This window comes from Sphingomonas sp. HITSZ_GF (assembly GCF_029543155.1).
Classification (GTDB): domain Bacteria; phylum Pseudomonadota; class Alphaproteobacteria; order Sphingomonadales; family Sphingomonadaceae; genus Sphingomonas.
This window is the reverse complement of the sequence record NZ_JARQXA010000003.1, coordinates 369,472-393,298: the sequence shown is the minus strand read 5'-3', so window position 1 is coordinate 393,298 and position 23,827 is coordinate 369,472. Positions and strand designations below refer to the sequence as shown.

At 68.9% G+C, this 23,827-nt stretch carries 21 protein-coding genes; 17 read left to right on the top strand and 4 right to left on the bottom strand.

Annotated features, from left to right (window positions below; genetic code table 11):
* Position 1 precedes the first annotated feature (1 nt).
* From P6144_RS10770 to P6144_RS10755, 4 genes are all read left to right on the top strand, one after another.
* Positions 2 to 1,132: a radical SAM protein gene (locus tag P6144_RS10770; RefSeq protein WP_277767758.1), complete on the top strand. Its 1,131-nt coding sequence runs from the start codon at positions 2 to 4 to the stop codon at positions 1,130 to 1,132.
* Positions 1,129 to 1,947 (top strand): hypothetical protein, encoded by an 819-nt coding sequence (locus P6144_RS10765; protein ID WP_277767757.1) that lies wholly within the window; start codon positions 1,129 to 1,131, stop codon positions 1,945 to 1,947. The genes P6144_RS10770 and P6144_RS10765 overlap by 4 nt, the downstream gene beginning before the upstream one ends.
* Entirely contained in the window at positions 1,944 to 2,780 is an 837-nt protein-coding gene (locus tag P6144_RS10760; RefSeq protein WP_277767756.1) for an HEXXH motif-containing putative peptide modification protein, read from the top strand. Before P6144_RS10765 ends, P6144_RS10760 begins: the two co-directional genes overlap by 4 nt.
* A 158-nt stretch (positions 2,781 to 2,938) precedes the next feature.
* A complete protein-coding gene (locus tag P6144_RS10755; RefSeq protein WP_277767755.1) occupies positions 2,939 to 3,274 on the top strand; it encodes a hypothetical protein in 336 nt (111 codons plus the stop codon).
* Positions 3,275 to 3,369: 95 nt separating this feature from the next.
* Here P6144_RS10755 and P6144_RS10750 read toward each other — a convergent pair whose 3' ends face one another.
* The gene (locus tag P6144_RS10750) at positions 3,370 to 4,698 is read right to left on the bottom strand and encodes an MFS transporter (RefSeq protein WP_277767754.1); all 1,329 of its coding nucleotides are present in this window, start codon (positions 4,696 to 4,698) and stop codon (positions 3,370 to 3,372) included.
* A gap of 163 nt (positions 4,699 to 4,861) precedes the next feature.
* Here P6144_RS10750 and cyoA point away from each other — a divergent pair, with 163 nt between their 5' ends.
* The 7 genes from cyoA to P6144_RS10715 are packed head-to-tail and all read left to right on the top strand — an operon-like array spanning position 4,862 to position 11,623.
* On the top strand, positions 4,862 to 6,055 hold the full coding sequence (gene cyoA, locus P6144_RS10745) for a ubiquinol oxidase subunit II (RefSeq protein WP_277767753.1): 1,194 nt from the start codon (positions 4,862 to 4,864) through the stop codon (positions 6,053 to 6,055).
* Positions 6,056 to 6,069: 14 nt separating this feature from the next.
* Positions 6,070 to 8,073, top strand: coding sequence for a cytochrome o ubiquinol oxidase subunit I (gene cyoB, locus P6144_RS10740; protein WP_277767752.1), 2,004 nt, complete (start codon positions 6,070 to 6,072; stop codon positions 8,071 to 8,073).
* 3 nt (positions 8,074 to 8,076) lie between these two features.
* Positions 8,077 to 8,706 (top strand): cytochrome o ubiquinol oxidase subunit III, encoded by a 630-nt coding sequence (gene cyoC, locus P6144_RS10735; RefSeq protein WP_277767751.1) that lies wholly within the window; start codon positions 8,077 to 8,079, stop codon positions 8,704 to 8,706.
* Positions 8,703 to 9,083: a cytochrome o ubiquinol oxidase subunit IV gene (gene cyoD / locus P6144_RS10730; protein ID WP_277767750.1), complete on the top strand. Its 381-nt coding sequence runs from the start codon at positions 8,703 to 8,705 to the stop codon at positions 9,081 to 9,083. Before cyoC ends, cyoD begins: the two co-directional genes overlap by 4 nt.
* Positions 9,084 to 9,141: 58 nt before the next feature.
* Entirely contained in the window at positions 9,142 to 9,804 is a 663-nt protein-coding gene (locus P6144_RS10725) for an SURF1 family protein (RefSeq protein ID WP_277767958.1), read from the top strand.
* Complete coding sequence (locus P6144_RS10720) at positions 9,801 to 11,093, top strand: ATP-binding protein (RefSeq protein WP_347275683.1); 1,293 nt, start codon at positions 9,801 to 9,803, stop codon at positions 11,091 to 11,093. Before P6144_RS10725 ends, P6144_RS10720 begins: the two co-directional genes overlap by 4 nt.
* On the top strand, positions 11,090 to 11,623 hold the full coding sequence (locus P6144_RS10715) for a response regulator transcription factor (protein ID WP_277767749.1): 534 nt from the start codon (positions 11,090 to 11,092) through the stop codon (positions 11,621 to 11,623). The genes P6144_RS10720 and P6144_RS10715 overlap by 4 nt, the downstream gene beginning before the upstream one ends.
* Here the strand turns inward: P6144_RS10715 and P6144_RS10710 are convergent.
* On the bottom strand, positions 11,620 to 13,029 hold the full coding sequence (locus P6144_RS10710; RefSeq protein WP_277767748.1) for a hypothetical protein: 1,410 nt from the start codon (positions 13,027 to 13,029) through the stop codon (positions 11,620 to 11,622). The two genes, P6144_RS10715 and P6144_RS10710, sit on opposite strands and share 4 nt — an antisense overlap.
* 225 nt (positions 13,030 to 13,254) lie before the next feature.
* On the opposite strand from P6144_RS10710, the gene P6144_RS10705 reads away from it, so the two are divergent.
* From P6144_RS10705 to P6144_RS10680, 6 genes are all read left to right on the top strand, one after another.
* On the top strand, positions 13,255 to 13,671 hold the full coding sequence (locus P6144_RS10705) for a hypothetical protein (RefSeq protein WP_277767747.1): 417 nt from the start codon (positions 13,255 to 13,257) through the stop codon (positions 13,669 to 13,671).
* Between the two features lie 150 nt (positions 13,672 to 13,821).
* Positions 13,822 to 15,414, top strand: a complete 1,593-nt coding sequence (locus tag P6144_RS10700; RefSeq protein WP_277767746.1) for a glycosyltransferase family 39 protein — start codon at positions 13,822 to 13,824, stop codon at positions 15,412 to 15,414.
* An 85-nt stretch (positions 15,415 to 15,499) separates the two neighbouring features.
* Entirely contained in the window at positions 15,500 to 16,015 is a 516-nt protein-coding gene (locus P6144_RS10695; RefSeq protein WP_277767745.1) for an RNA polymerase sigma factor, read from the top strand.
* A gap of 33 nt (positions 16,016 to 16,048) precedes the next feature.
* A complete protein-coding gene (locus P6144_RS10690) occupies positions 16,049 to 17,002 on the top strand; it encodes a FecR domain-containing protein (protein WP_277767744.1) in 954 nt (317 codons plus the stop codon).
* Positions 16,989 to 19,376, top strand: coding sequence for a TonB-dependent receptor (locus tag P6144_RS10685; RefSeq protein ID WP_277767743.1), 2,388 nt, complete (start codon positions 16,989 to 16,991; stop codon positions 19,374 to 19,376). The genes P6144_RS10690 and P6144_RS10685 overlap by 14 nt, the downstream gene beginning before the upstream one ends.
* A 191-nt stretch (positions 19,377 to 19,567) precedes the next feature.
* Positions 19,568 to 20,716, top strand: coding sequence for a glycosyltransferase family 2 protein (locus P6144_RS10680; protein ID WP_277767742.1), 1,149 nt, complete (start codon positions 19,568 to 19,570; stop codon positions 20,714 to 20,716).
* A gap of 94 nt (positions 20,717 to 20,810) precedes the next feature.
* On the opposite strand, the gene mprF is transcribed toward P6144_RS10680, so the two are convergent.
* Together mprF and P6144_RS10670 are read right to left on the bottom strand one after the other, a co-directional pair.
* Positions 20,811 to 23,378 (bottom strand): bifunctional lysylphosphatidylglycerol flippase/synthetase MprF, encoded by a 2,568-nt coding sequence (mprF, locus tag P6144_RS10675; protein ID WP_277767741.1) that lies wholly within the window; start codon positions 23,376 to 23,378, stop codon positions 20,811 to 20,813.
* Positions 23,378 to 23,806 (bottom strand): DUF2147 domain-containing protein, encoded by a 429-nt coding sequence (locus tag P6144_RS10670; RefSeq protein ID WP_277767740.1) that lies wholly within the window; start codon positions 23,804 to 23,806, stop codon positions 23,378 to 23,380. The genes mprF and P6144_RS10670 overlap by 1 nt, the downstream gene beginning before the upstream one ends.
* Positions 23,807 to 23,827: the final 21 nt, after the last annotated feature.

Sequence of the window (23,827 nt, the reverse complement as noted above, 5' to 3'; positions counted from 1 at the left end):
GATGGGCGTGGAGCTCCGGCCGTTCGGCGTGGCGTGCAACCTGGCGTGCACCTATTGCTACCAGAACCCGATGCGCGACGCGGGCAATCTCCGCCAGGCGTACGACATGGGGAAGATGAAGGCTGCGCTGGACCGGGCGGCGCAGCCCTTCACCCTGTTCGGCGGCGAACCGCTGCTGATGCGGATGGAGGAGCTGGACGAGATCTTCGCCTATGGGCTGGAGAAGTTCGGCGCCAACAGCATCCAGACCAACGGCGCGCTGATCACCGACGCGCATATCGAGCTGTTCCGCCGCTACAAGGTGAGCGTGGGTGTCTCGATCGACGGGCCGGGTGCGCTCAACGACGTGCGCGTCGACCGCAAGCGCAGCCGCACGCGCGACACCACCGCGAAGATCGAGGCGAACATCGCCCGGCTGGTGCGCGAATATCAGGCGCCGGGGCTGATCGTGACGCTCCACCGCGGCAATGCCAGCGCCGAGCATCTGCCGCGGATGTTCGCCTGGATGCGCGAGCTCGACGCGCTGGGCATCCGCAGCGCGCGGCTGCACGTGCTCGAGGTGGAGGATGACAGCGCGGCGCGCGGGCTGGTGCTGAGCGCGCGCGAGAATGTCGAGGCGCTGCTCGGCTTCGCGCGGCTGCAGGGCGAGCTCAAGGGGCTGCGCTTCGACGTGGTCGAGGAAATGAAGGCGCTGCTGCTCGGCGACGAGAAGCGCGCTTCCTGCGTTTGGCGGGCGTGCGATCCCTATGCCACCCGGGCGGTGCGCGGGATCGAGGGCAATGGCCAGTCGAGCAATTGCGGCCGCACCAACAAGGACGGCATCGACTACCTCCCCGCCGACCGCCACGGCAACGAGCGCGGGCTGGCGCTGTACCACACGCCCGAGGCGGATGGCGGCTGCGGCGGCTGCCGCTTCTTCCTGATGTGCACCGGCCAATGCCCGGGCACGGCGATCGAGGGCGACTGGCGCAACCGCAGCGAGCATTGCGGCATCTGGAAATACCTGTTCGCGGTACTCGAGCGCGACCTGATCCGGGCGGGCCAGGTACCGCTTTCGATCCATCCCGGCCGCAAGGAACGCGAGGCGGCGGTGGTGCGCCAATGGACCGCCGGCGCGATGGTGGAGATATGAACGCGGAAACCCCGATGATCGGGCGCACCGAGGCGCAGCCCGCCTGGGCGCCGCCGCCCTTTTGCCGCTCCTCCTGGTCGAGCGAGGCGGCGCGGGCGCTGTGGGAGCCGCGACTGAACGCCGTGCGCGACCTGATCGAGGACATGGGCATGCTCACCTCGGGCGAGGGATGCACGCTGGTGGTGCGGGCGAATTCGCTCCGCCGGCTGACGGCGCTCGCCGCGGGCTGGGGTGTGTCCTGCCAGTCGCAGGGCCCGGCACCCGAGACGCCGCACGCCGTGGCGGCGGGACGGCACGGCCGGCTGATCGTCCGGATCGGCAATGGCGGGCCACCGGCGCCGATGGCGGCCTGCGAGGCCGATCCGCTGGTCGATCCGCTCTGGATGCTCGCGCAGGCGGAGCCCGAGGCGCGGCGCTTCGACGAGGGCAGGGGGCTGGGCGTCGCCGGGCATTGGGCATCCAACCCGATGCTGGCGGCGATCGGCATCTCGATCGGGCAGCACTGGCCGAGCGGCTTCGATTGCCCGGCAGCGACGGCGCGAGGCCAGGCGCTGCTCGACGCCGCCGCTGCGCATGGCCGCGAGGAGGCGGCCAACTGGCTGCGCGAGATCCTGTCCTGGCCGGTCTCCTGGACCGCGCTGCACGGCATCGCCGAGATCAAGACCCCGGTGTTCCGCGCGATCCGCACCACCCCCTGGACGGCTGCGCGCCATACGATCGAGCGCCAGGGATCGGCGATGCCCGAAGGCGCGGCGCGCGGCCTGGGCTTTCCCTTTGCAGCGGCGCGGATGGCGCGCCGGCGGGAGACGGCATGATGAGCACCGAACTGGCACTCGATATCGACTGGTCGCGCACCGCCTGGCCGCAGGCCGACGGCTATGACACGCAGGCGATCCTCGAGCTGAGCGGCTGGCGGCCCCGGCCGGTGGGCGACGCGCCGAGCCTGTTCGGCGGGAGGGTGGCGGTGCGCCACCGTGCCGAGGGCGGGCTGCCCGGGCCCAAATACCAGCCGGCGCCGCTCGACCATACCAATCTCGCCGAGGCCGAGCGCATCCTGGGCGCCTGGCCCGAGGCGCTGGCCCAGGCCGGCGCGCTGCTCGACGAGATCCAGCCCTGGATCGACACCAGCATCCCCGAAAATGCGCGCGCGATCCCGGGCTCGTCTAGCCATTCGGAGGGCGACGAGTTCGGCACGATCATGCTGACTGCCGACCATCCCTTCGGCACCGCGCAGGCGATCGTCCACGAGATGGCACACCACAAGCTGCGCGCGCTGGGCGTGCAGATCATGAGCGCGAGCCGGATCGTGGGGAACGATCCCGCGGCGCGCTACACCAGCCCGATCATCACCGATCGCAAGCGCCCGATGACCGCGGTGCTGCATGCGCAATATTCGTTCATGCACGTCACCGTGCTCGACGTGGCGGTGTACAATGCGATGCCCGCGCTCCGCGAGCAGGCGGTGTTCCTGCTCTCGCGCAACGTGCCGCGGATGGAAGGCGGGCGCGAGGAGATCGCCGAACATCTGGAGATCGCCGACGCGGCTGGCGAGGCGTTCATGGACGCATTCAACCGCTGGTCCGACGCGACGCTCGCCGCCGGTCGGGCGATCCTCGATGCCGAGGGATACGGCCTGCCGGAGCTCTGAACGCGCCCTGGGGTGCGGCTTCGTCGCACCCAGGCGCTGTTGGTCGCAGAAATCTTCGCCTGACCCGCGCCCGCCGCCACCCTGGGCGGGCGCGGTGCTGCGTGTTTCGCTCCTCGCCGATTCGACGCGCGGCCGCCTTGTTCAAGGAGGACCATGTGATGAAGAAGTTCGTCGCGGCTGCATCCGGCGCCGCATTGCTGCTCGCCCTGCCGGCCCAGGCAGGGATGCCGCAAGCCTCGCAAACCAGCCAGGAGGCCGGCGCCGATTCCGGCGCAGCGGCGGCGGAGTGCAAGCCGAAGAAAAAGAAGAAGGGCCTGGGTCTTGGCCGCGTACTGCGCGTCGCCCGCGATTCCGGCGTGGTCAGCAGCGCCGCCAGCCGCATCGCCGGCAGCAACTATGTCGCGAGCGCGGCGATGGTGGCCGCGGTCGATGCGAACGCAACGCCAGCAGGCGCCGCGCAGCAGAGCGAAACGACGCGCGAAGCCACCTGCTGAGGGCGGGCCTTGCGGCGCATGCCGGAGGCCGGAAACGAAAAGAGCCGGCGACCCGTGCGGGGCGCCGGCTCTTTGCTTGTCCGCCGATCTGAAGATCAGTCGATCGTCTTGGCGAGCTCGCGGTTGAACCACAAGGCGACCAGCGTGATCGCCGCGCCCGAGAGGAGATAGGCGCCGGCGGCGAGCAGGCCGAAGCTGCTGCCGAGCCAGAGCGCGATCAGCGGGGCGAAGGCCGCGCCGAACAGCCAGGCCAGGTCCGAGGTCAGCGACGAGCCGGTGTAGCGGTGCGACTTGGTGAACAGCGCCGAGAGCGCGCCCGACGACTGGCCGAACGAGATGCCGAGCAGCGCGAAGCCGAAGAACATGAACACGATCTCGCCCACTTCGCCGGCGGCGAGGAGCTGGGGTGCGAAGCCGCTGAACACCGCGATCGCGACGGCCGAGCTGCCGAGCAGGGTACGGCGGCCGACGCGGTCTGCCAGGACGCCCGAGAAGATGATCGCGACGGTACCGACCATCGCCGCGAACGCCTCGATCACCAGGAAGCCGGTGGGGCTGTTGCTGGTGTAGAGGAACACCCAGGAGAGCGGGAACACGGTGACCATGTGGAACATGGCGAAGCTGGCGAGCGGGGCGAGGGCGCCCATGATCACGATCCGCCAGTCAGCCTTGAGCGTCTCGGCGATCGGCGCGGGCTGGAGCTCGCGGTCTTCGAAGAGACGGGCATATTCGGGCGTCACCACGATGCGCAGGCGGGCGAACAGCGCCACCACGTTGATCGCGAAGGCGACAAAGAAGGGATAGCGCCAGCCCCAGGCGAGGAAGTCCTCGGCCGGCAGCTCGGTGACGAAGAAGGCGAAGAGCAGGCTGGCCACGATCAGGCCGAGCGGCGCCCCGAGCTGCGGGATCATCGCATACCAGCCGCGCTTGTTGGCGGGTGCGTTCATCGCGAGCAGCGAGGCGAGGCCGTCCCACGAGCCGCCGAGCGCGACGCCCTGGCCCATGCGGAACAGGCAGAGCAGCGCCGCCGCCGACAGGCCGATATCGTCATAGCCGGGCAGGAAGGCGATCGCCGCAGTCGAGCCGCCGAGCAGGAACAGCGCGATCGTCAGCTTGGCGCCGCGGCCATAGGCGCGGTCGACGGCGGTGAAGATCAGCGTGCCGAACGGGCGGGCGATGAAGGCCAGCGCGAAGATCGCGAACGACCAGAGCGTGCCCTGCAGCGGATCGGCGAAGGGGAAGAACAGCTTGGGGAAGACGAGGACCGACGCGATCGCATATACGAAGAAGTCGAAGAACTCGGAGGTGCGGCCGATGATGACGCCGATCGCGATCTCGCCCGGATGGATGCCATGGCCATGCGCGGAATTGAGGACGCGTGCATCCCGTTCGGCTTCAAGGGTGGGGACGGTATCGCCGCTCATCGAATTGGAACTTTCTGCAACACGCGCCGCGCGAGCGCGTTTCATAACGTCATGAAGGGCTGGGGATAGCCCAGCGCGGGCGCTCTTGCGTCATAGCAGACAACGCGGGGATTGGACAAAATGTCCTATGTGCGCTGCAACAATCGACGCCTAGGCGCCCGCCATGCCTAGACCCAAACTCCTCTCCGCGCGCCTCCGTGCCGTGCTGGCATTGCCGGCGCTGGCGGCACTTTGCGGGTGCAACATGATCGTGCTCGATCCGGCCGGCGACGTGGCGCGCCAGCAGGGCAATCTGGTGGTCGCCTCGACCATCCTGATGCTGCTGATCATCATCCCCGTGATGGCGCTGACCATCTTCTTCGCCTGGCGCTATCGCGAGTCGAACAAGGAAGCGACCTACGCGCCGGATTGGGACCATTCGACCAGCCTGGAGCTGGTGATCTGGTCGGCCCCGCTGATGATCATCATCTGCCTGGGCGCGCTGACCTGGGTCGCGACTCACCTGCTCGATCCGTATCGTCCACTGGCGCGGACCGGCGAGGGCAAGCCGATCGCGGCGAACGTCAAGCCGCTCGAGGTTCAGGTCGTCGCGCTCGACTGGAAGTGGCTGTTCATCTATCCCGAGCAGGGCATCGCCACGGTGAACGAGATGGCTGCCCCGATCGGCCGCCCGGTGCATTTCCGCATCTCGGCCTCGTCGGTGATGAACTCGTTCTACATCCCCGCGCTCGCCGGGCAGATCTATGCGATGCCGGGCATGGAGACGCCGCTCAACGCCGTGTTCGACAAGGCCGGCGTGTTCCAGGGCTTCTCGGCCAACTATAGCGGGCATGGTTTCTCGAAGATGCGCTTCAAGGCGCACAGCGTGGACCAGGCCGGCTTCGACGCCTGGGTCGCCGAGGCCAAGAAGGCGGGCGGCACCATGGACCGCGCCACCTATCTCCAGCTCGAGCGCCCGACCGAGGGCGAGCCGGTTCGCCGCTATGCCGCGGTGGAAAGCGGGCTGTTCGACCGCGTGACCAACATGTGCGTCGAGCCCGGCAAGATGTGCATGCACCAGATGATGGCGCTCGATGCGCAGGGCGGCATGGGCAAGGCCGGCCTCTACAACGTCCGCCAGATCGCCTATGACAAGACGGGCGCGCGCGGCACGCACATGCATGACGGCAAGAGCTTCGTCGGCGAGATCTGCGACGAGGACAAGCCGATGGCGGCGCGCATGCAGCCCAAGCCGGGCAAGCTTGCGCCGCTCACCGGCGCGGGCCTCGTCATGCCCTCGGCCAAGCCGACCCCGACCGCTCCCAGCCCCGTTGCTCCCAGTGTCGCGTCCGAAACCCGGCCGCGCCCTCTTTCCTGATCGCGAAAGCAGCCATGATCCCGCAACCCGCACCCGTCAGCCCGATCCTGGGCAAGCTGTCGCTCGACGCGCTGCCGCTCCATGAGCCGATCGTCGTCGCGACCTTCGCCGGCGTCGCCCTGGGCGGCATCGCCCTTGTCGCCGCGCTGACCTATTTCAAGCTCTGGGGCTATCTCTGGAAGGAGTGGTTCACCAGCGTCGATCACAAGAAGATCGGCATCATGTACATGGTGCTGGGCCTGGTGATGTTCCTGCGCGGTTTCGCCGACGCGATCATGATGCGTGGCCAGCAGGCGATCGCGTTCAACGGCAACGAAGGCTATCTGAACGCGCATCACTATGACCAGGTGTTCACCGCCCATGGCGTGATCATGATCTTCTTCGTGGCGATGCCGTTCGTCACCGGCCTGATGAACTACATCGTGCCGCTGCAGATCGGCGCCCGCGACGTGTCGTTCCCGTTCCTGAACAATTTCAGCTTCTGGATGACCACCGGCGGCGCCGTGCTGGTGATGGCCTCGCTGTTCGTCGGCGAGTTCGCGCAGACCGGCTGGCTGGCCTATCCGCCGCTCTCGGGCCTGGCGTACAGCCCCGGCGTCGGCGTCGATTACTATATCTGGGCGCTGCAGGTAGCGGGCGTCGGCACGACATTATCGGGCATCAACCTGATCGTGACGATCCTGAAGCTGCGCGCGCCGGGCATGTCGCTGATGAAGATGCCGGTGTTCACCTGGACCTCGCTCTGCACCAACGTGCTGATCGTCGCGTCCTTCCCGGTGCTGACCGCGGTGCTCGCGCTGCTCGGCCTCGACCGCTACGCCCACACCAACTTCTTCACGAACGACTTCGGCGGCAGCGCCATGATGTACGTGAACCTGATCTGGATCTGGGGCCACCCGGAGGTGTACATCCTGATCCTGCCGCTGTTCGGCGTCTTCTCCGAAGTCACCTCGACCTTCTCGGGCAAGAAGCTGTTCGGCTATTCGTCGATGGTTTACGCCACGATCGTCATCACGATCCTGTCGTACCTCGTCTGGCTGCACCACTTCTTCACCATGGGCTCGGGCGCGAGCGTGAACAGCTTCTTCGGCATCACCACCATGGTGATCTCGATCCCGACGGGCGCCAAGCTCTTCAACTGGCTGTTCACCATGTATCGCGGCCGCATCCGCTTCGAGCTGCCGATGATGTGGACGGTCGCGTTCATGCTCACCTTCGTGGTCGGCGGCATGACCGGCGTGCTGCTCGCGGTGCCGCCGGCGGACTTCGTGCTGCACAACTCGCTGTTCCTGATCGCGCACTTCCACAACGTGATCATCGGCGGCGTGCTGTTCGGCCTGTTCGCGGCGATCAACTTCTGGTGGCCCAAGGCCTTCGGCTTCAAGCTCAACGTCTTCTGGGGCAAGGTGAGCTTCTGGTGCTGGGTGGTGGGCTTCTGGCTTGCCTTCATGCCGCTCTACATCATGGGCCTGATGGGCGTGACGCGCCGCATGCGGGTGTTCGACGATCCCAGCCTGCAGATCTTCTTCATCGTCGCCGCCATCGGCGCGGCGCTGATCGCCGCCGGCATCGGCGCGATGCTGGTCCAGTTCGCGGTGAGCATCTGGAAGCGCGAGGAGCTGAAGGACGTGACCGGCGACCCGTGGGGCGGCCGTACCCTGGAATGGGCGACCAGCTCGCCCCCGCCGGAGTACAACTTCGCCTTCACGCCCGTCATCCACGACCTCGACGCATGGTATGACATGAAGTCGCGCGGCGCCGAGCGTCCGCTCACCGGCTTCAAGGACATCCACATGCCGCGCAGCACCGGCGCGGGCGTGATCCTGGCCGGCATCAGCACCCTGATCGGCTTCGCGCTGATCTGGCACATCTGGTGGCTGGTCGCGGTGAGCTTCGTCGCCCTGGTCGGCGGCGCGATCTTCCATACCTTCAACTACAACCGCGACTTCGACATCCCCGCCGAAGTCGTGGCCGAGACCGAGGCGGCGCGCACGCGCCAGCTCGCCGCCGGAGCCTGATCGATGAGCACCACCACGCTTCCCGCTTCGGACGAACCCGTCCGCTTCTACGACTTCGACGAGCATCCACACCCGGAGGGCTACAGCACGATGCTGGGCTTCTGGATCTACCTGATGAGCGACTGCCTCATCTTCGCGATCCTGTTCGCCACCTATGCGGTGCTCGGCGGCAACTTCGCGGCCGGCCCCGGCCCGAAGGAGCTGTTCGACCTGCCGCTGGTGGCGCTGAACACGGCGATGCTGCTGTTCTCGTCGATCACCTATGGCTTCGCGATGCTGGCGATCCAGCGCGAGAACAAGGCGCAGACGCTGATCTGGCTGGCGATCACCCTGGTGTTCGGCGGCGCGTTCCTGGGCATCGAGCTCTATGAGTTCAACCACCTGATCCACGAGGGCGCCGGCCCGTGGCGCAGCGCCTTCCTGTCGAGCTTCTTCACGCTGGTCGGCACGCACGGGCTGCACGTGACCTTCGGCTCGATCTGGCTGGTGACGCTGATGGTGCAGGTTAGCCGCTTCGGCCTGACCGCCGCCAACAAGCGCCGCCTGGCCTGCCTGAGCCTGTTCTGGCACTTCCTCGACGTCATCTGGATCGGCGTCTTCACCTTTGTCTATCTGATGGGAATGCTGCGATGAGCCACGATCCGCACGCGCACGACGCGCATGCTCACGGGCACCACGAAGTCGAGGTGCCGCACGGCTCGATGCGCGATTACGTCATCGGCTTCGTGCTCTCGGTGATCCTGACCGCCATCCCCTTCTACCTGGTGATGGCGCGGCCCTTCTCCGACGGCGCCACCGCCGCGGCGATCATGGCGTTCGCGGTCGTCCAGATCGTGGTCCACATGATCTACTTCCTCCACCTCAAGCCGAGCGCAGAGGGTGGCTGGACGATGACCGCGCTGCTGTTCACGATCATCGTCGTGGTCATCATGCTCTCGGGCTCGCTGTGGGTGATGTACCACCTCAACGCGAACATGATGCCGCTGCACGACCCGAGCCAGCTGCCGTGAGGCACCTGCAGTGACTGAGGGCCGCCGGTCGCGCGGGCGCTGGATCTTCGCCGCGGCGATGATCGTCTGCGCCGTGCTGCTGGCGGCGCTCGGCACCTGGCAGCTCGAACGCCGGGTGTGGAAGCACCAGCTGATCGCGGCGGTGGATGCCCGCATCCACGCCGCGCCGGTGGCTGCACCCGGGCCCGGTGCCTGGAGCGGCATCACCGCAAATGCCGACGCCTATCGCCGCGTCACCGCCATCGGCCATTTCCGGAACGACCGCGCCACGCTGGTGAAGGCAGTCACCGATCGCGGATCGGGCTATTGGGTGATGACCCCGCTGCAGACGCGCGACTTCACCGTGTTGATCAACCGCGGCTTCATCCCCGACAGCATGCGCAACAAGGTTCCCGCCGGGCCCGACCAGACCCAGGTCACCGGCCTGTTGCGCATCACCGAGCCCAAGGGCGGGTTCCTGCGCGACAACGATCCGAAGGGCGAGCGCTGGTATTCGCGCGACGTCGCGGCTATCGCGGCAGCCCATGGGCTCAACAACACCGCCCCGTACTTCATCGACGCGGACGCCACGCCGAACCCCGGCGGCTATCCGGTGGGCGGGCTGACCGTGGTCCGCTTCCCCGACAATCACCTGGTCTATGCGCTCACCTGGTTCGGGCTGATGGCGATGGCCCTCTGGGCCGCCTGGTTCGTCACCCGGAGGCGGGGAGCGGCCGCGTGATCCCCGGCGGGGGGCTGGAGGATACCGACCCCGGCCGCCGCAACATGTGGCTGCTCGTGCAGCTGCGCTGGATCGCCGTGGGCGGCCAGCTCGCCACGATCGGCTTCGTCCATTTCGTGATGGGCGTGCACCTGCCGCTCGTCCCGCTGTTCATGGCGCCGCTGGTGCTGGCCGGGATCAACCTGGGCACCTATCCGCTGCTCGACCGGCGCGCGGCGATCACCAACTGGGAGCTGACCGTGGCGATGCTGGTCGACGTGGCCGCGCTCGCCTGGCAGCTCCACTTCACCGGCGGGCTCGCCAATCCCTTTGCCTCGTTGTTCCTGCTCCAGGTCGTCACCGGGGCGATGCTGCTCCAGCCCTGGTCTAGCTGGGCGATCGTCGGCGCGGTGGGGGCGGCGCTGTTCGCCATTGCGATCAGCCCGGTGCCGCTCGACCTGCCGCCCGGGCTCAATGATCCCTTCCGCCTCTATCTGGGCGGCAGCCTGATCTGCCTGGTGCTGATCGCGGTGCTGCTGGTCACGATGATCACGCGCATCGCCCGCAACCTGCGCGACGGCGACGCCGCGCTGGCGGAGGTGCGCCAGCGCGCGGCCGAGGAGGACCATATCGTCCGCATGGGCCTGCTCGCCTCGGGCGCGGCGCACGAGCTGGGCACGCCGCTCTCCTCGCTCTCGGTGATCCTGGGCGACTGGCAGCGCATGCCGCGCCTGGCCGCCGACAGGGACATGGCGCAGGACATCGCCGACATGCAGGCCGAGGTGGCGCGCTGCAAGACGATCGTCAGCGGCATCCTGCTCTCCGCCGGCGAGGCGCGCGGCATCGCCTCCGAATTCACCACGGTGCGCGGCTTCCTCGACGCTCTGGTGGCGGACTGGCGCGGCAGCCGGCTGACCGGCACGTTGGACTATGAGGATGATTTCGGCGCCGACGTGGCGATCGTCTCCGATCCGGCGCTGCGCCAGGTGCTGAGCAACGTGATCGACAATGCCGCCGAAGTCTCGCCCGGCTGGATCGGTATCACGTCGCTGCGCGACGGCGACGACCTGGTGATCGAAGTTGCCGATCGCGGCCCCGGCTTCGCGGCGGGCATGCTCGAAGGCTTCGGCCAGCCCTATCGCTCGACCAAGGGCAAGCCCGGGGGCGGGCTGGGGCTTTTCCTGCTGGTCAACGTGCTGCGGACGCTGGGCGGCACCGCCAGCGCGGAGAACCTGCCCGGCGGCGGCGCGATCGTCCGCATCCGCCTGCCGCTTGACGCGATCGCCCGCGAGGGAGAGGAGCAGGCATGACCAGCCCCCGGAAGCTGCTGATCGTCGAGGATGACGAGTCCTTCGCCCGGACGCTGCGCCGTTCGTTCGAGCGGCGCGGCTATATGGTCGAGGTGGCGGCGAGCCATGAGGACCTGACCGTGCTGATGGAGCGCTTCCATCCCGGCTTCGCGGTGGTCGACCTCAAGCTGGGCGGTGCATCGGGGCTGGTCTGCGTGCAGACGCTGCGGGCGGCCGATGCGGCGATGAAGATCGTCGTGCTCACCGGCTTCGCCAGCATCGCCACTGCCGTGGAGGCGATCAAGCTCGGCGCCTCCTATTATCTCGCCAAGCCTTCGAACACCGACGACATCGAAGCCGCGTTCGGGCGCGAGGCAGGCGATCCCGATGCGCCGCTCGCCAGCCGGCCCTCGTCGATCAAGACGGTGGAATGGGAGCATATCCACCAGACGCTGGTGGAGACCGACTTCAATATCTCCGAGACTGCGCGGCGGCTGGGGATGCATCGGCGCACCCTCGCCCGGAAGCTGGAGAAGCGGCAGCTTCGCTAGGAGGGCTTCGCGGCCGGCAGCCCTTTCTTCACCGCGCCGCCGGTCACGCCGGGATAGCGCGAAGCCGCCGCGGCGGGGTCTCCGGGCACGCCCGTGAGCGGCCCGGCAAGGAAGGCGGCCAGGATATCGGCGGTCACCCGTTGGGTTTCGCCCGGCCCGCGTTCGCCGCCCATCGCCTGGGCGAGCAGCCAGCGGCCCGGCGGTGCGAAGAAGAAGGGCGCATCGGTGAAGCTGTAATGGTTGGCGCGCCCGATCTCGAAGCGGAAGCCGGGCGCCGCCGGGTCGGCGAGCAGCTTGGCGTTGCCGTTCAGGAAGAAGGCGCTGTGGTGGGTTTCGGCATAGTCGCTCTGGATCAGCAGCAGGGGCCGGGTGCGCTTGCGATCGGGCAGATCGCCATAGGGCGTGCCGTCGATATTGGCGGCGGCTACGATGCGCGGATCTGCGCTCGCCGCCGCGATCGCCGCGGCACCGCCGAAGGAATGGCCGATCACCGCAACCCTTGTGGTGTCGATCCGGCTGCGCAGCCGCGGCGGCAGCGCGCCGGGGCGCGCGAGCTGATCGATGACGAAGCGCATATCGGCGGTCCTGCGGACCTGTTCGCGGGCCATGTATCCGAGATGGTCGCGCTCGCCGGGCAGCAGCAGCTCGCGGGTGCCGACAACCTGGCCGTTCGGTAGCTCGGTCACGGCTGCTTCATAGGGATGGTCGAGCACGAAGACGACGAAGCCGCGGCTGGCGAGCTGGGTCGCCAGGCCGGTATAGGCCGCGCGCGGAGCGCCATAGCCGGGCGAGAAGAGCACCACTGGCCAGGCCCGGTCGCTACGGGCGAGCGGCGCCAGCGGCGTGGCGTGCGTATCGATCTGGCCGTAGCGGCGCATCAGGAAGGATGGGACGCCGCTGACGCTGTCGGGCAGGCGGCCGATCCCGTCGATATAGGCCAGCCGGGCGCCGCCCGACGGCGCGCCGTGCTCGACCGGATACCATGCCTGGGCGATGACGCTGCGACGGTCGGCAGGGTCCGCGGTGTGCGGCTCGTCTCGCGAGGCATCGGTCCAGCGATAGATCCGCGTGCCGACGGCGTAGCGGCCATCGGGCTGCGGCAGCGTGGGGACGGCGGGGAGGATCCATACGCCGACGCAAACGGCAGCGAGCGCGACCAGGCTCAGGCGGCCGATCCACCGCAGCGGCGCGCCGGTGTGGATCGGCGGGAGGGCACTCAGCGCAAGAAGCAGATAGGCAGGCAGGTCCTGCCAGGTGAAGCCGCAAACCGCCCATTGGCCGGCGGCTAGCAGAAAGGCGAATCCGATCGCGGCGATCCGAAGCCGAGGCCGCCAGGACGGCGCGCACAGCCGCCACGCGGCCAGCGCGAGCACCGCGACGATCAGGACCAGGTCGGGAATCAGCATCGCTTCTCTCTATGCGTCGAACCGTTCCGTATCGCTGCCGGCAATTCGATGGCGAGACGAAGCTCGCGGGGAGGTGGAAGCACGGCGCAAGCCGGTCAAGGTGGCGAAACGGACAGAAAGCAGGGGGTATGGTGCCGCTCGCCGGCCGCAGGCGCAGCCCTAGCCCAAATGCGGTTTCTCCCTATATACTCCGTCATCCCCATGGGGGGCGTGAAAGGACGTGCGATGACCAGGATTTCGATCTCTCTGCTCGGCGCCACCTTGCTGGCTGCGCTCGCCATGCCGGCCGCCGCCGCGCAGCGCGACGGCGAGGCCGAGCTTGCCAAGGCGGTGGCGGGCCGCGACGCCGGCAAGCCGGTCGACTGCATCTATCTGCGCGACATCCGTTCGACCCGGATCATCGACGGCACTGCGATCGTCTATGAGATGAACAACGGCCTGATCTATGTAAACCGGCCGAAGAGCGGCGCGAGCTCGCTCGACTGGACCGATGTGATGATCACCGACACCCATTCGTCGCAGCTTTGCAGCATCGACACGGTGAAGCTGTTCGACACCGGCGTGCGCATGCCGACCGGCTGGGTGGGTCTGGGTGATTTCGTGCCCTATCCGCGGCCGCCCAAGAACGCACCCAAGAGCTGAGACAGGCGAGCCGGCGCGAGGCGATAGCTCTTTCCCCAAAGGGGAGGAGCTTCTCGTTCGTCGCTCCCTCGCCACATCCGACCGCGCCCGGCTTGCGGAATTGCGGCTGCTGCTCCGTCCCGACACAGAGTAACTTGTCGAGTACCGAGTATGCAGCGTTCCCCAGCCCGTAGCTGGTCCGAATCCCCGCATTTCCGGGAGCTGCGTCTCGTCGCGCCGGCACCGGTGCCGTGGACGGCGCGGGTGGCGGCGGCGACCCGGGTGTGGGCGACCAACCCGGCGCTGCTCGCTGCGCTGCTGCTCGTCGTCGCGATTGCGGCGCGGGCGGCGCAGTTCGGCAATCCGGTCGTCCAGGTCGATGACGAATTCTACCTGCTCACCGGCGACCGCATGCTCCACGGCGCGCTGCCCTTTGTCGACATCTGGGACCGCAAGCCCGTCGGGCTGTTCCTGATCTATGCCGCGATCCGGCTGCTCGGCGGTGCGGGTGTGCTGCAATATCAGCTGGTCGCGACCGTATTCGCCGCGGCGACTGCGTTCGTGATCGCGCGGATCGCGCGCAACCTGGCCGGGCCGCACGGCGCGGCGGCGGCCGGCGTGGTCTATATCCTCTATCTCGGCATGTTCGGCGGCGAGGGCGGCCAGTCGCCGGTCTTCTACAACCTGTTCGTCGCACTCGCCGCCTGGGCGATGACCGACATCGCCCGGCGCCCCGGCTTCGGCGCACGCGGCTTCACCCTGGGGCTGGCCGCGATGCTGCTGGTCGGCGTGGCGATGCAGGTGAAGTACACCGCGCTGTTCGAGGGGCTGTTCTTCGGGCTCGCGCTGCTGTGGCTCGGCTGGCAGCGCGGAGTGGGGCGCGGAGCGCTGCTGGCGATGGCGGCCGCCTGGATCGCCGCGGCGCTGCTGCCGACGCTCGCTGCCTGGGGCTATTATGCGGCGATCGGCCAGGGCGACGCCTTCGTCCAGGCGAACTTCCTGTCGATCCTCGATCGCGGCTCGGACGGGTTGGGCATCACCGTGAAGCGGCTCGCCTGGATCGCGCTGTGCCTGGCGCCGCTCGGCATTGCCGCCCTGCTCGGCCGCGGGCTGGCGCGGCCGGCGGGCGAGGACGTACGCCGACTGCTCCAGGGCTGGGCGATCGCCGCGATCGGCGGGGTGCTGATTTTCGGCACCTATTTCGATCATTACGCGCTGCCGCTGATCGCGCCGCTCTGCGTGATCGCCGCCGCCTGGTTCGGCGATGCCGAGGCGGGGCTGGTGCTGTCCTCGACCGACGGCCGCTTCCGGATTCCCGCGGGGCTGGCGACCATGGCGTTGATCACCGGCATCTCGCTGCTGCTGATCAACGACAATCGCCGCGATCGCGGCTGGGGGCCGCAGGTGGAGCAGATGGCCGATTTCATCCGGCCGCAGCTCAAGGACTGCCTCTACGTCTTCGACGGCGAGCCGGCGCTCTACCAGCTCACCGGCAGCTGCCTGCCGACGCGCTGGCCGTTCCCCAGCCATCTGAGCCTGCGCCGCGAATCGCGGGCGATCGGCACCGATCCGCTGGCCGAGATCCGCCGGATCATGGCCGCGAAGCCCGAATTCGTGGTGGCGAGCACGCGGCCCGATCCCGATCTCAATCGCGAGGCGCTCGGCTATATGACCGCGCTGCTCGCGCGCGATTATGCGCCGGCGCTCGAGGTGCCGGTGGGGAGCCGCAGCCGGATCGTCTATCGGCGCCGGCCCGGTGCCTGACGCCGCGCTCCTTGCCGCCGCCGCAATTGCGCCATCGGGCCGCCAAGCCTTGGCAATAGCCGCGCACAATGCTTTTGGCGGCCGCATGACCGAGACCTCCTCGCTGACCAGCGGGTTGCAGCGCGTGCTCGAGAACGAGCGCCCCCGGCTGCTGCGCTTCCTTGCGGCGCGCGGGGCGGGCGATGATGCCGAGGATGTGCTCCACGACCTGTGGCAGAAGCTTTCCGGCGCCGAGGCGCGGCCGGTGGCGGACCCGGTATCCTATCTCTTCCGCGCCGCCGAGAATGTACTGCGCGATCGCCAGCGCGCGAGCGTGAGTCGCGACCGTCGCCAGCACGAATGGCAGGATCTCGCGGCCAGCGAAGCCGAGCCGCAGGGCGACCGCGTGCTGATCGCGCGCGAAAGGCTGCGCGAGGCCGAGGCGACTCTGCTTGCACTTGGGCCGCGAGTCGATCAGGTTTTCCGTCGCTACCGGCTCGAGGGGATCGGGCAGGCGGCGATTGCTCGGGAACTGGGGGTCAGCTTGAGCTCGGTCGAGAAGGATTTGCAGAAGGCCTATCGGGCCCTCGCGCTGCTCAGGGACAGGTTCGATGCGGAATAGCCGCATCGGCTCCGTCCTTGCTCAGAGGTGGGCATGAACAGGTCGGTGGAAATGGTGGCAGAGGACGCCCGCAACTGGGTGCTCCGGCTGCAGGATTCGGCATTTGCCGACTGGGACGCGTTCGCCGACTGGCTCGAGCGCGACCCCGGACATCTGCCCGCCTATAATGCCGCGCTCGACGCCGACGAGGCGATGGCCGGGCTGTTCGCCCATGCCGGGACCGCTGCGCCGGAACCCGCGCAGGATCTCGAGCCCGCGGCACCGCAGCGCCAGCGGCTCTACTGGATTTCGGGCGGCGCGGTCGCCGCGGCGCTTGCGCTGGTGGTCGGCTGGACCAGCCTGAGCGGCCCGGCTGCGCGCCACGAATATGCGACCGCCCCCGGCGAACGCCGCGAAGTCGCGCTGGCCGACGGTTCGAAGATGGTGCTGAACGGCGACACGCGCGTCGCGCTGCTCGACAAGCGCCATGCCGAACTGGTGCAGGGCGAGGCGCTGTTCGAGGTGCGCCACGATGCGGCCAATCCCTTCATCGTCAAGACCGGCGACGTCGTGCTGCAGGATGCGGGCACCGTGTTCAACGTGGTGCGCGACGAGAGCGGGCTGCGCGTTGCGGTGGCCGAAGGCGCGGTGATCTACCAGCCGGGCACCAACGCGATGCACCTGGCGCCGGGCGACGCGCTGAGCGTGCCGGCGGCGGGCACCCCGCAGCTGACCCGGACGATCCCGTCCGACATCGGCGCATGGCGTGGTGGCCAGCTCGTCTATCGCAACGCCACGCTCGATCGGGTTGCCGCCGATCTCTCGCGCAATCTCGGCATCAAGGTGCGGGCGGGCAGGGGCACGGAAGCCATTCCCTTTACCGGCACCATCTCCACCCAGGGCGGCCCCGGCGCCGTGATCGAACGGATCGCGGCGCTCACCGGGACCAAGGCGACGCGCGCCGGCAAGGGATGGACGCTGGACACGATCGACGGTGCGCCGCGCTGAGCTGATCCTCCCCCTCGCGCTGCTGGTGGCCCCGCCTGCGCTGGCGCAGGAGAAGCGGCACGGCGTCTCCGTGCCTGCCGGACGGCTCGACGCCGCCGTGTTCACGCTCGGCCGCCAGACCGGCAGCAGCATCGGGCTGCGCGAGCCGGGGCTTGGCGGGATCAAGGTGCGCGGGGTGAAGGGCAAGCGCAGCGTCGACGGCGCGCTTGCCGAGATGCTGAAGGGCACCGGCGCCCGCGCCCGCCGCGTCGCCCCCGGCACCTGGCTGATCGAGCGCGCGCCGCCCGAGCGCATGGCCGCGCGCCCGCGCCCGGCGCCGCCGCCGCCCGAGGAGCCGGATGCGCCGCCGGCCGAGATCCTGGTGACCGGCAGCAAGCGCGATATCCCGCTCAAGGCCTATCCGGGCGGCGTCCAGATCGTCGAGGGCAGCGACATTCCGATCTCGGAGGGCGGCAAGGGCAGCGACGTGATCGCCAACCGTGTCGCCAGCCTCGCCTCCACCCATCTCGGCCCGGGGCGCAACAAGCTGTTCATCCGCGGCATCGCCGATTCGAGCTTCGTCGGCCCCACCCAGGCGACCGTCGGCCAATATTGGGGCAACAGCCGCATCACCTACAGCGCGCCCGACCCTGACCTGAAGCTCTATGACATCGGCCGGGTCGAGGTGCTGGAGGGGCCGCAAGGGACGCTCTACGGCGCGGGATCGCTGGGCGGCGTCGTCCGCGTGGTGCCGCGCGCCCCCGATTTCTGGGCAACCGGCGGCCAGGTATGGGGCGGCGGTGCGCTCACCGAACATGGTTCGCCGAGCTGGGACGTGGGCGGCATCGTCAACCTGCCGATCAAGGAAGGCGAGCTGGCGGTGCGCGCGCTCGTCTTCAGCGGGCGCGATGGCGGCTATATCGACGATCGCGAGCGCGGCCTGAAGGACGTCAACAGCGTGCGCACCACCGGCGGGCGCGCGGCGCTGCGCTGGGAAGTCGATGGCTGGACGATCGACCTGAATGGCGTCGGCCAGAGCATCAAGGGCAATGACGCGCAATATTCGGACGGGGAGGGCAACGGCCTGTCGCGCGCCAGCTCGATCGCGCAGCCTTTCCAGAACGACTTCTGGCTGGGCGAGCTGGTCACCCGCAAGCGCTGGGGCGATCTCGAACTCAGCTCCGCGGTCGCCTATGCCCAGCAATATGTCTCGGAGGTCTATGCCGGCGCTTCGGTGAGCGACGTCAACTCGCCCTCGCTGCCCGCCGTCAATGCCCCGCTGATCGGCTATCAGCAGATCAACCGGGTCAACATGCTGACCACCGAGACCCGGCTTGCGCGGCGCGGCCCGCGCGGCACCGGCTGGCTGATCGGCGTGAGCTTCCTGGAGAATCGCGGGCGGGTGAACCGCAGCTTCGGCAGTCGCCGCTTCGCGCTGACCGGCGTGCGCAACACCGTCGATGAAGCGACGCTCTATGGCGAGGCCACGGTGGAGCCGGTGCGCGGCGTGACGATCACCGGCGGCGGGCGGCTGACGCGTTCGCACCTGACCGGCAACGCCCAGGACGCCGACCGCTTCTACGCCTTTCGCGAGGATCCCGCTGCCAAGGCGGCGCGCACCGAGACGCGGCTGCTGCCCTCGGCGGCGATCGCCTATCAGCCCTATGCCGGACTCACCCTGTTCGGCCGCTTCGAGCAGGGCTTCCGCCCCGGCGGGCTGGCGGTGCGCCGTGACGTGATCCAGCGCTTCGAGGGCGACCGGCTTTCCACGATCGAGGCGGGTACGCGCTATAGCGGCAACGGGCTTAGCCTGATGGCGAGCGCCTCGATGACCTGGTGGACCAGCATCCAGGCCGACCTGATCGACGGCTTCGGGTTCCCGACCACCTCCAACATCGGCGACGGGCGTGTGCTGTCGCTGGGCTTCGTGGCGCGCTGGCGGCCGCTGCCCGGGCTCGATCTCGACGGCTCGCTCTATCTGAACGGCTCGAAGGTGACCAACCCGTCACAGGCGGTGTTTCCGCTCGCCGAGGGGCCTTCGGACTTCAATCGCCTGCCCAATGTCGCCGATGCCAGCGGCCGGCTGGGCGCGGCCTATCGCACCAGGCTGGGTGGGGAGACCGAGTTCTCGACCAGCACGTGGCTGCGCTATGTCGGCAAGTCGACGCTCGGCATCGGGCCGGTGCTGGGCAAGCCGCAGGGCGACTATGTCGATACCGCGCTGGAATTCCGGCTGGAGCGCGGGCGCCGGGCGCTGACGCTTTCGGCGACCAACCTGCTCGACACGCGCGGCAACCGCTTCGCGCTCGGCTCGCCGCTGCTGATCCGCGACGACAACCAGATGACGCCGCTCCGCCCGCGCACGGTGCGGCTGGGCGTGGAAATCGGTTTCTAGAATTTTTTTGAAAAGCGTTGCGGGATCGCCACACGGGGTCCGTCTCATCATTGCCCCCGAGGCAAGGTGAGCCTGACCGTCCCCCGGCATCGCTCGCCTCACCTCGAACCCCCCGGGAGGGCGCGCCACTGCGTATCCGTGCCCCGGCGCGCTCCTCCCGGGGCCTTCAAAGGGCCCAGAAAAGGGATCGCATGAAGCTCTTCCTCGACGGCGAGTTCGCCCGTTTCGCCCGCATCGCCCCCGGTGCAGATCTCGAACTTGCCGTGGTGATACCCACCTTCAACGAGCGGGCGAACGTGCCGCTGCTGGTCGAGAAGCTCGACGCGGCGCTGGCGGGGCGGAACTGGGAAGCGATCTTCGTCGACGACAACAGCCCGGACGGGACGGCGGACGCCGCGCGCGAACTGGGCCGGCGCGACGCCCGGGTGCGGGTGATCCAGCGGATCGGCCGGCGCGGGCTGTCCTCGGCGTGCATCGAGGGGATGTGCGCTACCGCCGCACCCTTTGTGGCGGTGATCGACGGCGACCTGCAGCATGACGAGACGCTGCTCCCCAGGATGCTCGACGCGCTGGAGGGCAGCGAAGACCTCGACGTGGTGATCGGCTCGCGCTTCGTCGACGGCGGCGGCACCGGCGAATGGGACGAGGAGCGGGTGGCCAAGTCCGCCCTCGCGACCAGGCTCTCGCGGCGGGTGCTCAAGGCCGATCTGTCCGATCCGATGAGCGGCTTCTTCATGATCCGCACCCAGATCGTGCGCGACCTGGTGCCGACGCTGTCGGCGATCGGCTTCAAGATACTGCTCGACATCATGACCGCGTCGCACCGGCCGCTGAAGTTCCTCGAGCTGCCCTATGTGTTCCGCACCCGGGCGCTGGGCGAGTCGAAGCTCGATTACGTCGTGGCGATGGAATATCTGATCGCGCTCTACGACCGGATGTTCGGCAAGGTCGTGCCGGTGCGCTTCGTGATGTTCTCCGGCATCGGCGCGCTTGGCGCCGCGGTGCATTTCCTCGTGCTGGGCAGCCTGTTCGGCGCGCTGGGCTGGTCGTTCGTCGGCGCCACCGTTGCCGCGGTGCTGGTGGCGATGACGTTCAACTTCTTCCTCAACAATGCGCTGACCTATCGCGAGCAGCGGCTCAAGGGCGCGGGCGGGCTGCTGCGCGGCTGGGCGAGCTTCTGCCTGGTGTGCGGGGCCGGTGCCGCCGCCAATATCGGTGTCGCGGCGTTCCTCCACGACGTCCAGCATGGCGACTGGCGTTTCGCGGCGCTGGCCGGGATCGCGGTGGCGGCGGTATGGAATTTCGCGCTGTCGTCGCGCTTCGTCTGGGGGCGGTACTAGGACCGTCATCCCGGCGAACGCCGGCATCTCAGGCGATGGCGGGAATAGAGCCGCACGAGATCCCGGCTTTCGCCGGGATGACGGTTAAGCTCTGCTAGGCTGCCAGCTTGAGCCGTCCCCGGCGCGCGGCGCTGCGCGCGCCGCCGCCGACCAGCGTCTGCAGGTCGATCATCCCGCGCGCGAGACCCAGCCCCGGTGGCGCGGCGATGTAGCGCGGCATCCAGACCGGCGAGAACTTGTCCTTGTAGGCGCGCAGCCCCTCAAAGCCGTAAAAGGCGTCGCCATGCCGGTAGAGCAGCGCGCCGATCCGCGCCCAGATCGGCGCGAGGCGACGGCTCTCGATCCCCGAGAGCGGCGCCATGCCCAGGTTGAACCAGCGATAGCCCTGGTCGCGGCCCCATTGCATGAGCTGGACGAACAGGAAGTCCATCGTGCCATAGGGCATGTCCGCGAGGTGGCGCATCAGGTCGACCGACAGCTCCTCGCGATTGTCGGTCGCCCAGATATTGGCGAAGGCGACGATGTCGCCGCCGCGGCGCACCACCGCGCAATCGAAGCGGCCGATATAGGCTGGATCGAAGCGGCCGACCGAGAAGGCCTTCTCGCTATTGCCCTTGTCGCGCAGCCAGGCGTCGGAGACGGCGCGCAGGATCGGCATGATCTGCCCCACCTCGGCGGCGGGTACGATCTCGAAGCTGGCGCCCTCGCGTGCGGCGCGGCGCTCGGAATGGCGCAGCGAGCGCTTCTCGGGCCCGTCCATCGTGAAGCCGGGGAGCGCGACACGGGCTTCCTCGCCGTACTTCACGAGCTGGAGGCCGAGGTCGATCGCGATCGGCAGCGCCTCGGTCGAGATCTGGTAGAGCAGCAGGCGGCCCTGCGCCGCGTCGGCCAGCTCGCGCATCTGCCAGAGCAGGTCGCCCCATTCGGCGCGCGGGCCCACCGGATCGCCCATCACGATCCAGCTCTGGCCCTGGACCTGATACATCAGCAGCGTCTCGCCGCTGGCCGAGCGCAGGAAGCGCTTGTCGCCAGCATAGGCCAGCATCGCATCGGTGCGGTTGGCATGGGCAAGGGCGGTGCGCGGCAGCTCGGCATCGGGCGTATGCGGCTCGCGCTTCGGCTGGGCATAGCCGAACCACTGGGTGACCGCGACGCAGGTGAGCGCAACGGCGGCGGCGAAGCTGGCGCGCAGGAAGCGCGAGGCATCGCCCTTCCAGGCGAACTCCCACCAGAGATCGTCCTGATAGGGCACGTGCTTGAAAGCGAAGAAGCCGATCCAGGCGGCGAGCGCGACCGCGACCGCCACCGAGACCAGCGCGCGCGGGGACAGCGCGCTGGTCAGCGCGGTCTTGCGGTAGAAGGCGGTGCGCGAGAGCTGGAGGAGGCCGGCGATCACCAGCAGGATCGCGGCTTCCTCATAGTCGACGCCCTTGACCAGCGAGAACAGCGCGCCGGCCAGGAGCAGCGTGCGGCAGAGGTGGAAGGCTGCGTCGAGCCGGCGATAGAGCGCGGGGGCGATCAGCAGCAGCGCGGTGCCGGCCAGGCTGGCGGCGATGTGCGACGCCTCGACGAAGGGGAGCGGGACGAAGGCGTGGAGCACCTTCAGGCGCGCGGGGATTGCGGGGAGCGAACCCGAGACGAGCAGCACGACGCCGCCGACAAAGACCAAAGCGGCGAGGAAGGTCGGCGCGAGGCCGTGCATCGCCAGGCCGGCGGTGCGCAGCGCGGCGAGCGGCTTGCGGAGATGCCGGCGCTCATGCACCGCGAGCAGCGCCCCGGCGACGAGCAGCGGCAGGACATAATAGATCAGCCGGTAAAGGATCAGCGCCGCCAGGATGTGCGACGGATCGGCGCCCGGGAGCACCGCGAGCATCACCGCCTCGAACACGCCGACGCCGCCGGGGACATGGGTGACCAGCGCGGCGATGATCGCGAGCGCATAGCCGAGGAAAAAGGCGGGGAAGACGTGAAGCCCGGCGCCCGGCACCAGGATCAGCAGCGCCGCGCTGGCCAGGGCGAGGTCGATCGCCGAGGTGGCGATCATGCCGAGCGCCTGCGCCATGCCGGGCAGGCGGAAATGCCAGCGGCCCAGCCTCGCTTCGCGCGGCCGCCCGCGCAGCAGCGCCAGCCCGCAGAAAGTCGCGCCGAGGATCGCGGTGCCCGCGAGATGCTGCGCGACGACCGGGACGGTCACGCCGCCCAGCACGAGCGCGCCGGGATGCAGCGCCAGCGCGGTGCCGGCCATCACCACCACGCCCGACCAGAAGGTCATGCTCGCGGTGGCGACGACCTTGACGATGTCGGGCGTGTCGAGCCCCGCTGCGTGATAGACGCGGTAGCGCGCCGATCCGCCGGTGAGCAGCGCGAAGCCGAGATTATGGCTGAGCGTGTAGCTGGTGAACGAGGCCAGCGCGGCGGTGCGATAGGGGAGCGGGCGGCCGATGATGCGCAGCGCCAGCACGTCGTAGAGCGTGAGCATGGCATAGCTGGCGGCAGTCATCGCAAGCGCGCCGGCGATCTGCCAGGCGGAGATCGCGTGGAAGGCATGGCGCACGTCGCGCCAGCGCACTTCGTGGAGCAGCCCGTGCAGCGCCGCGAACGCCAACACGACGATCGCGACGACGGCGCCGATCTGCAGCGCGGCCCTGGGCGCCCGGCGCATCAGCCGCGGCTCCACACCTGCGACTTGCAGATCCAGCCGCCCAGGATGCAGCCGCTGATCTTCAGGCTGTTCGGGCCCTGCTGCTCGATCTTCGAATAGAAGGTCTGGCCCATGTCGGGCACATAGACGCGGCCCTGCCACTTGCCGTTGCCGGTGGGGTGATAGTCCTGGAGCAGCTCGGTGCCGATCAGCTTCTCGACGCCGCTGTCCCTGGCGTCCTTCTGCGCCTCGGCATTGGCCCAGACCACCCAGCCGCACAGCTTGTCGCCGCAGGCGCCGGTCTGCACCTTCACGCTGCCGCGCGGATTGACCCAGGTGCCGACCACGCCGGTCGCGGCCGGTGCCGTCGGGGCCTGGGCCGAAGCCTGGACCGCGCCGAGCAGCACCGCGCCCAGCCCGATGCCGGCTAGGATCTTGCCGAAAGCCATGTAATTTCCCTCCACTCGTCT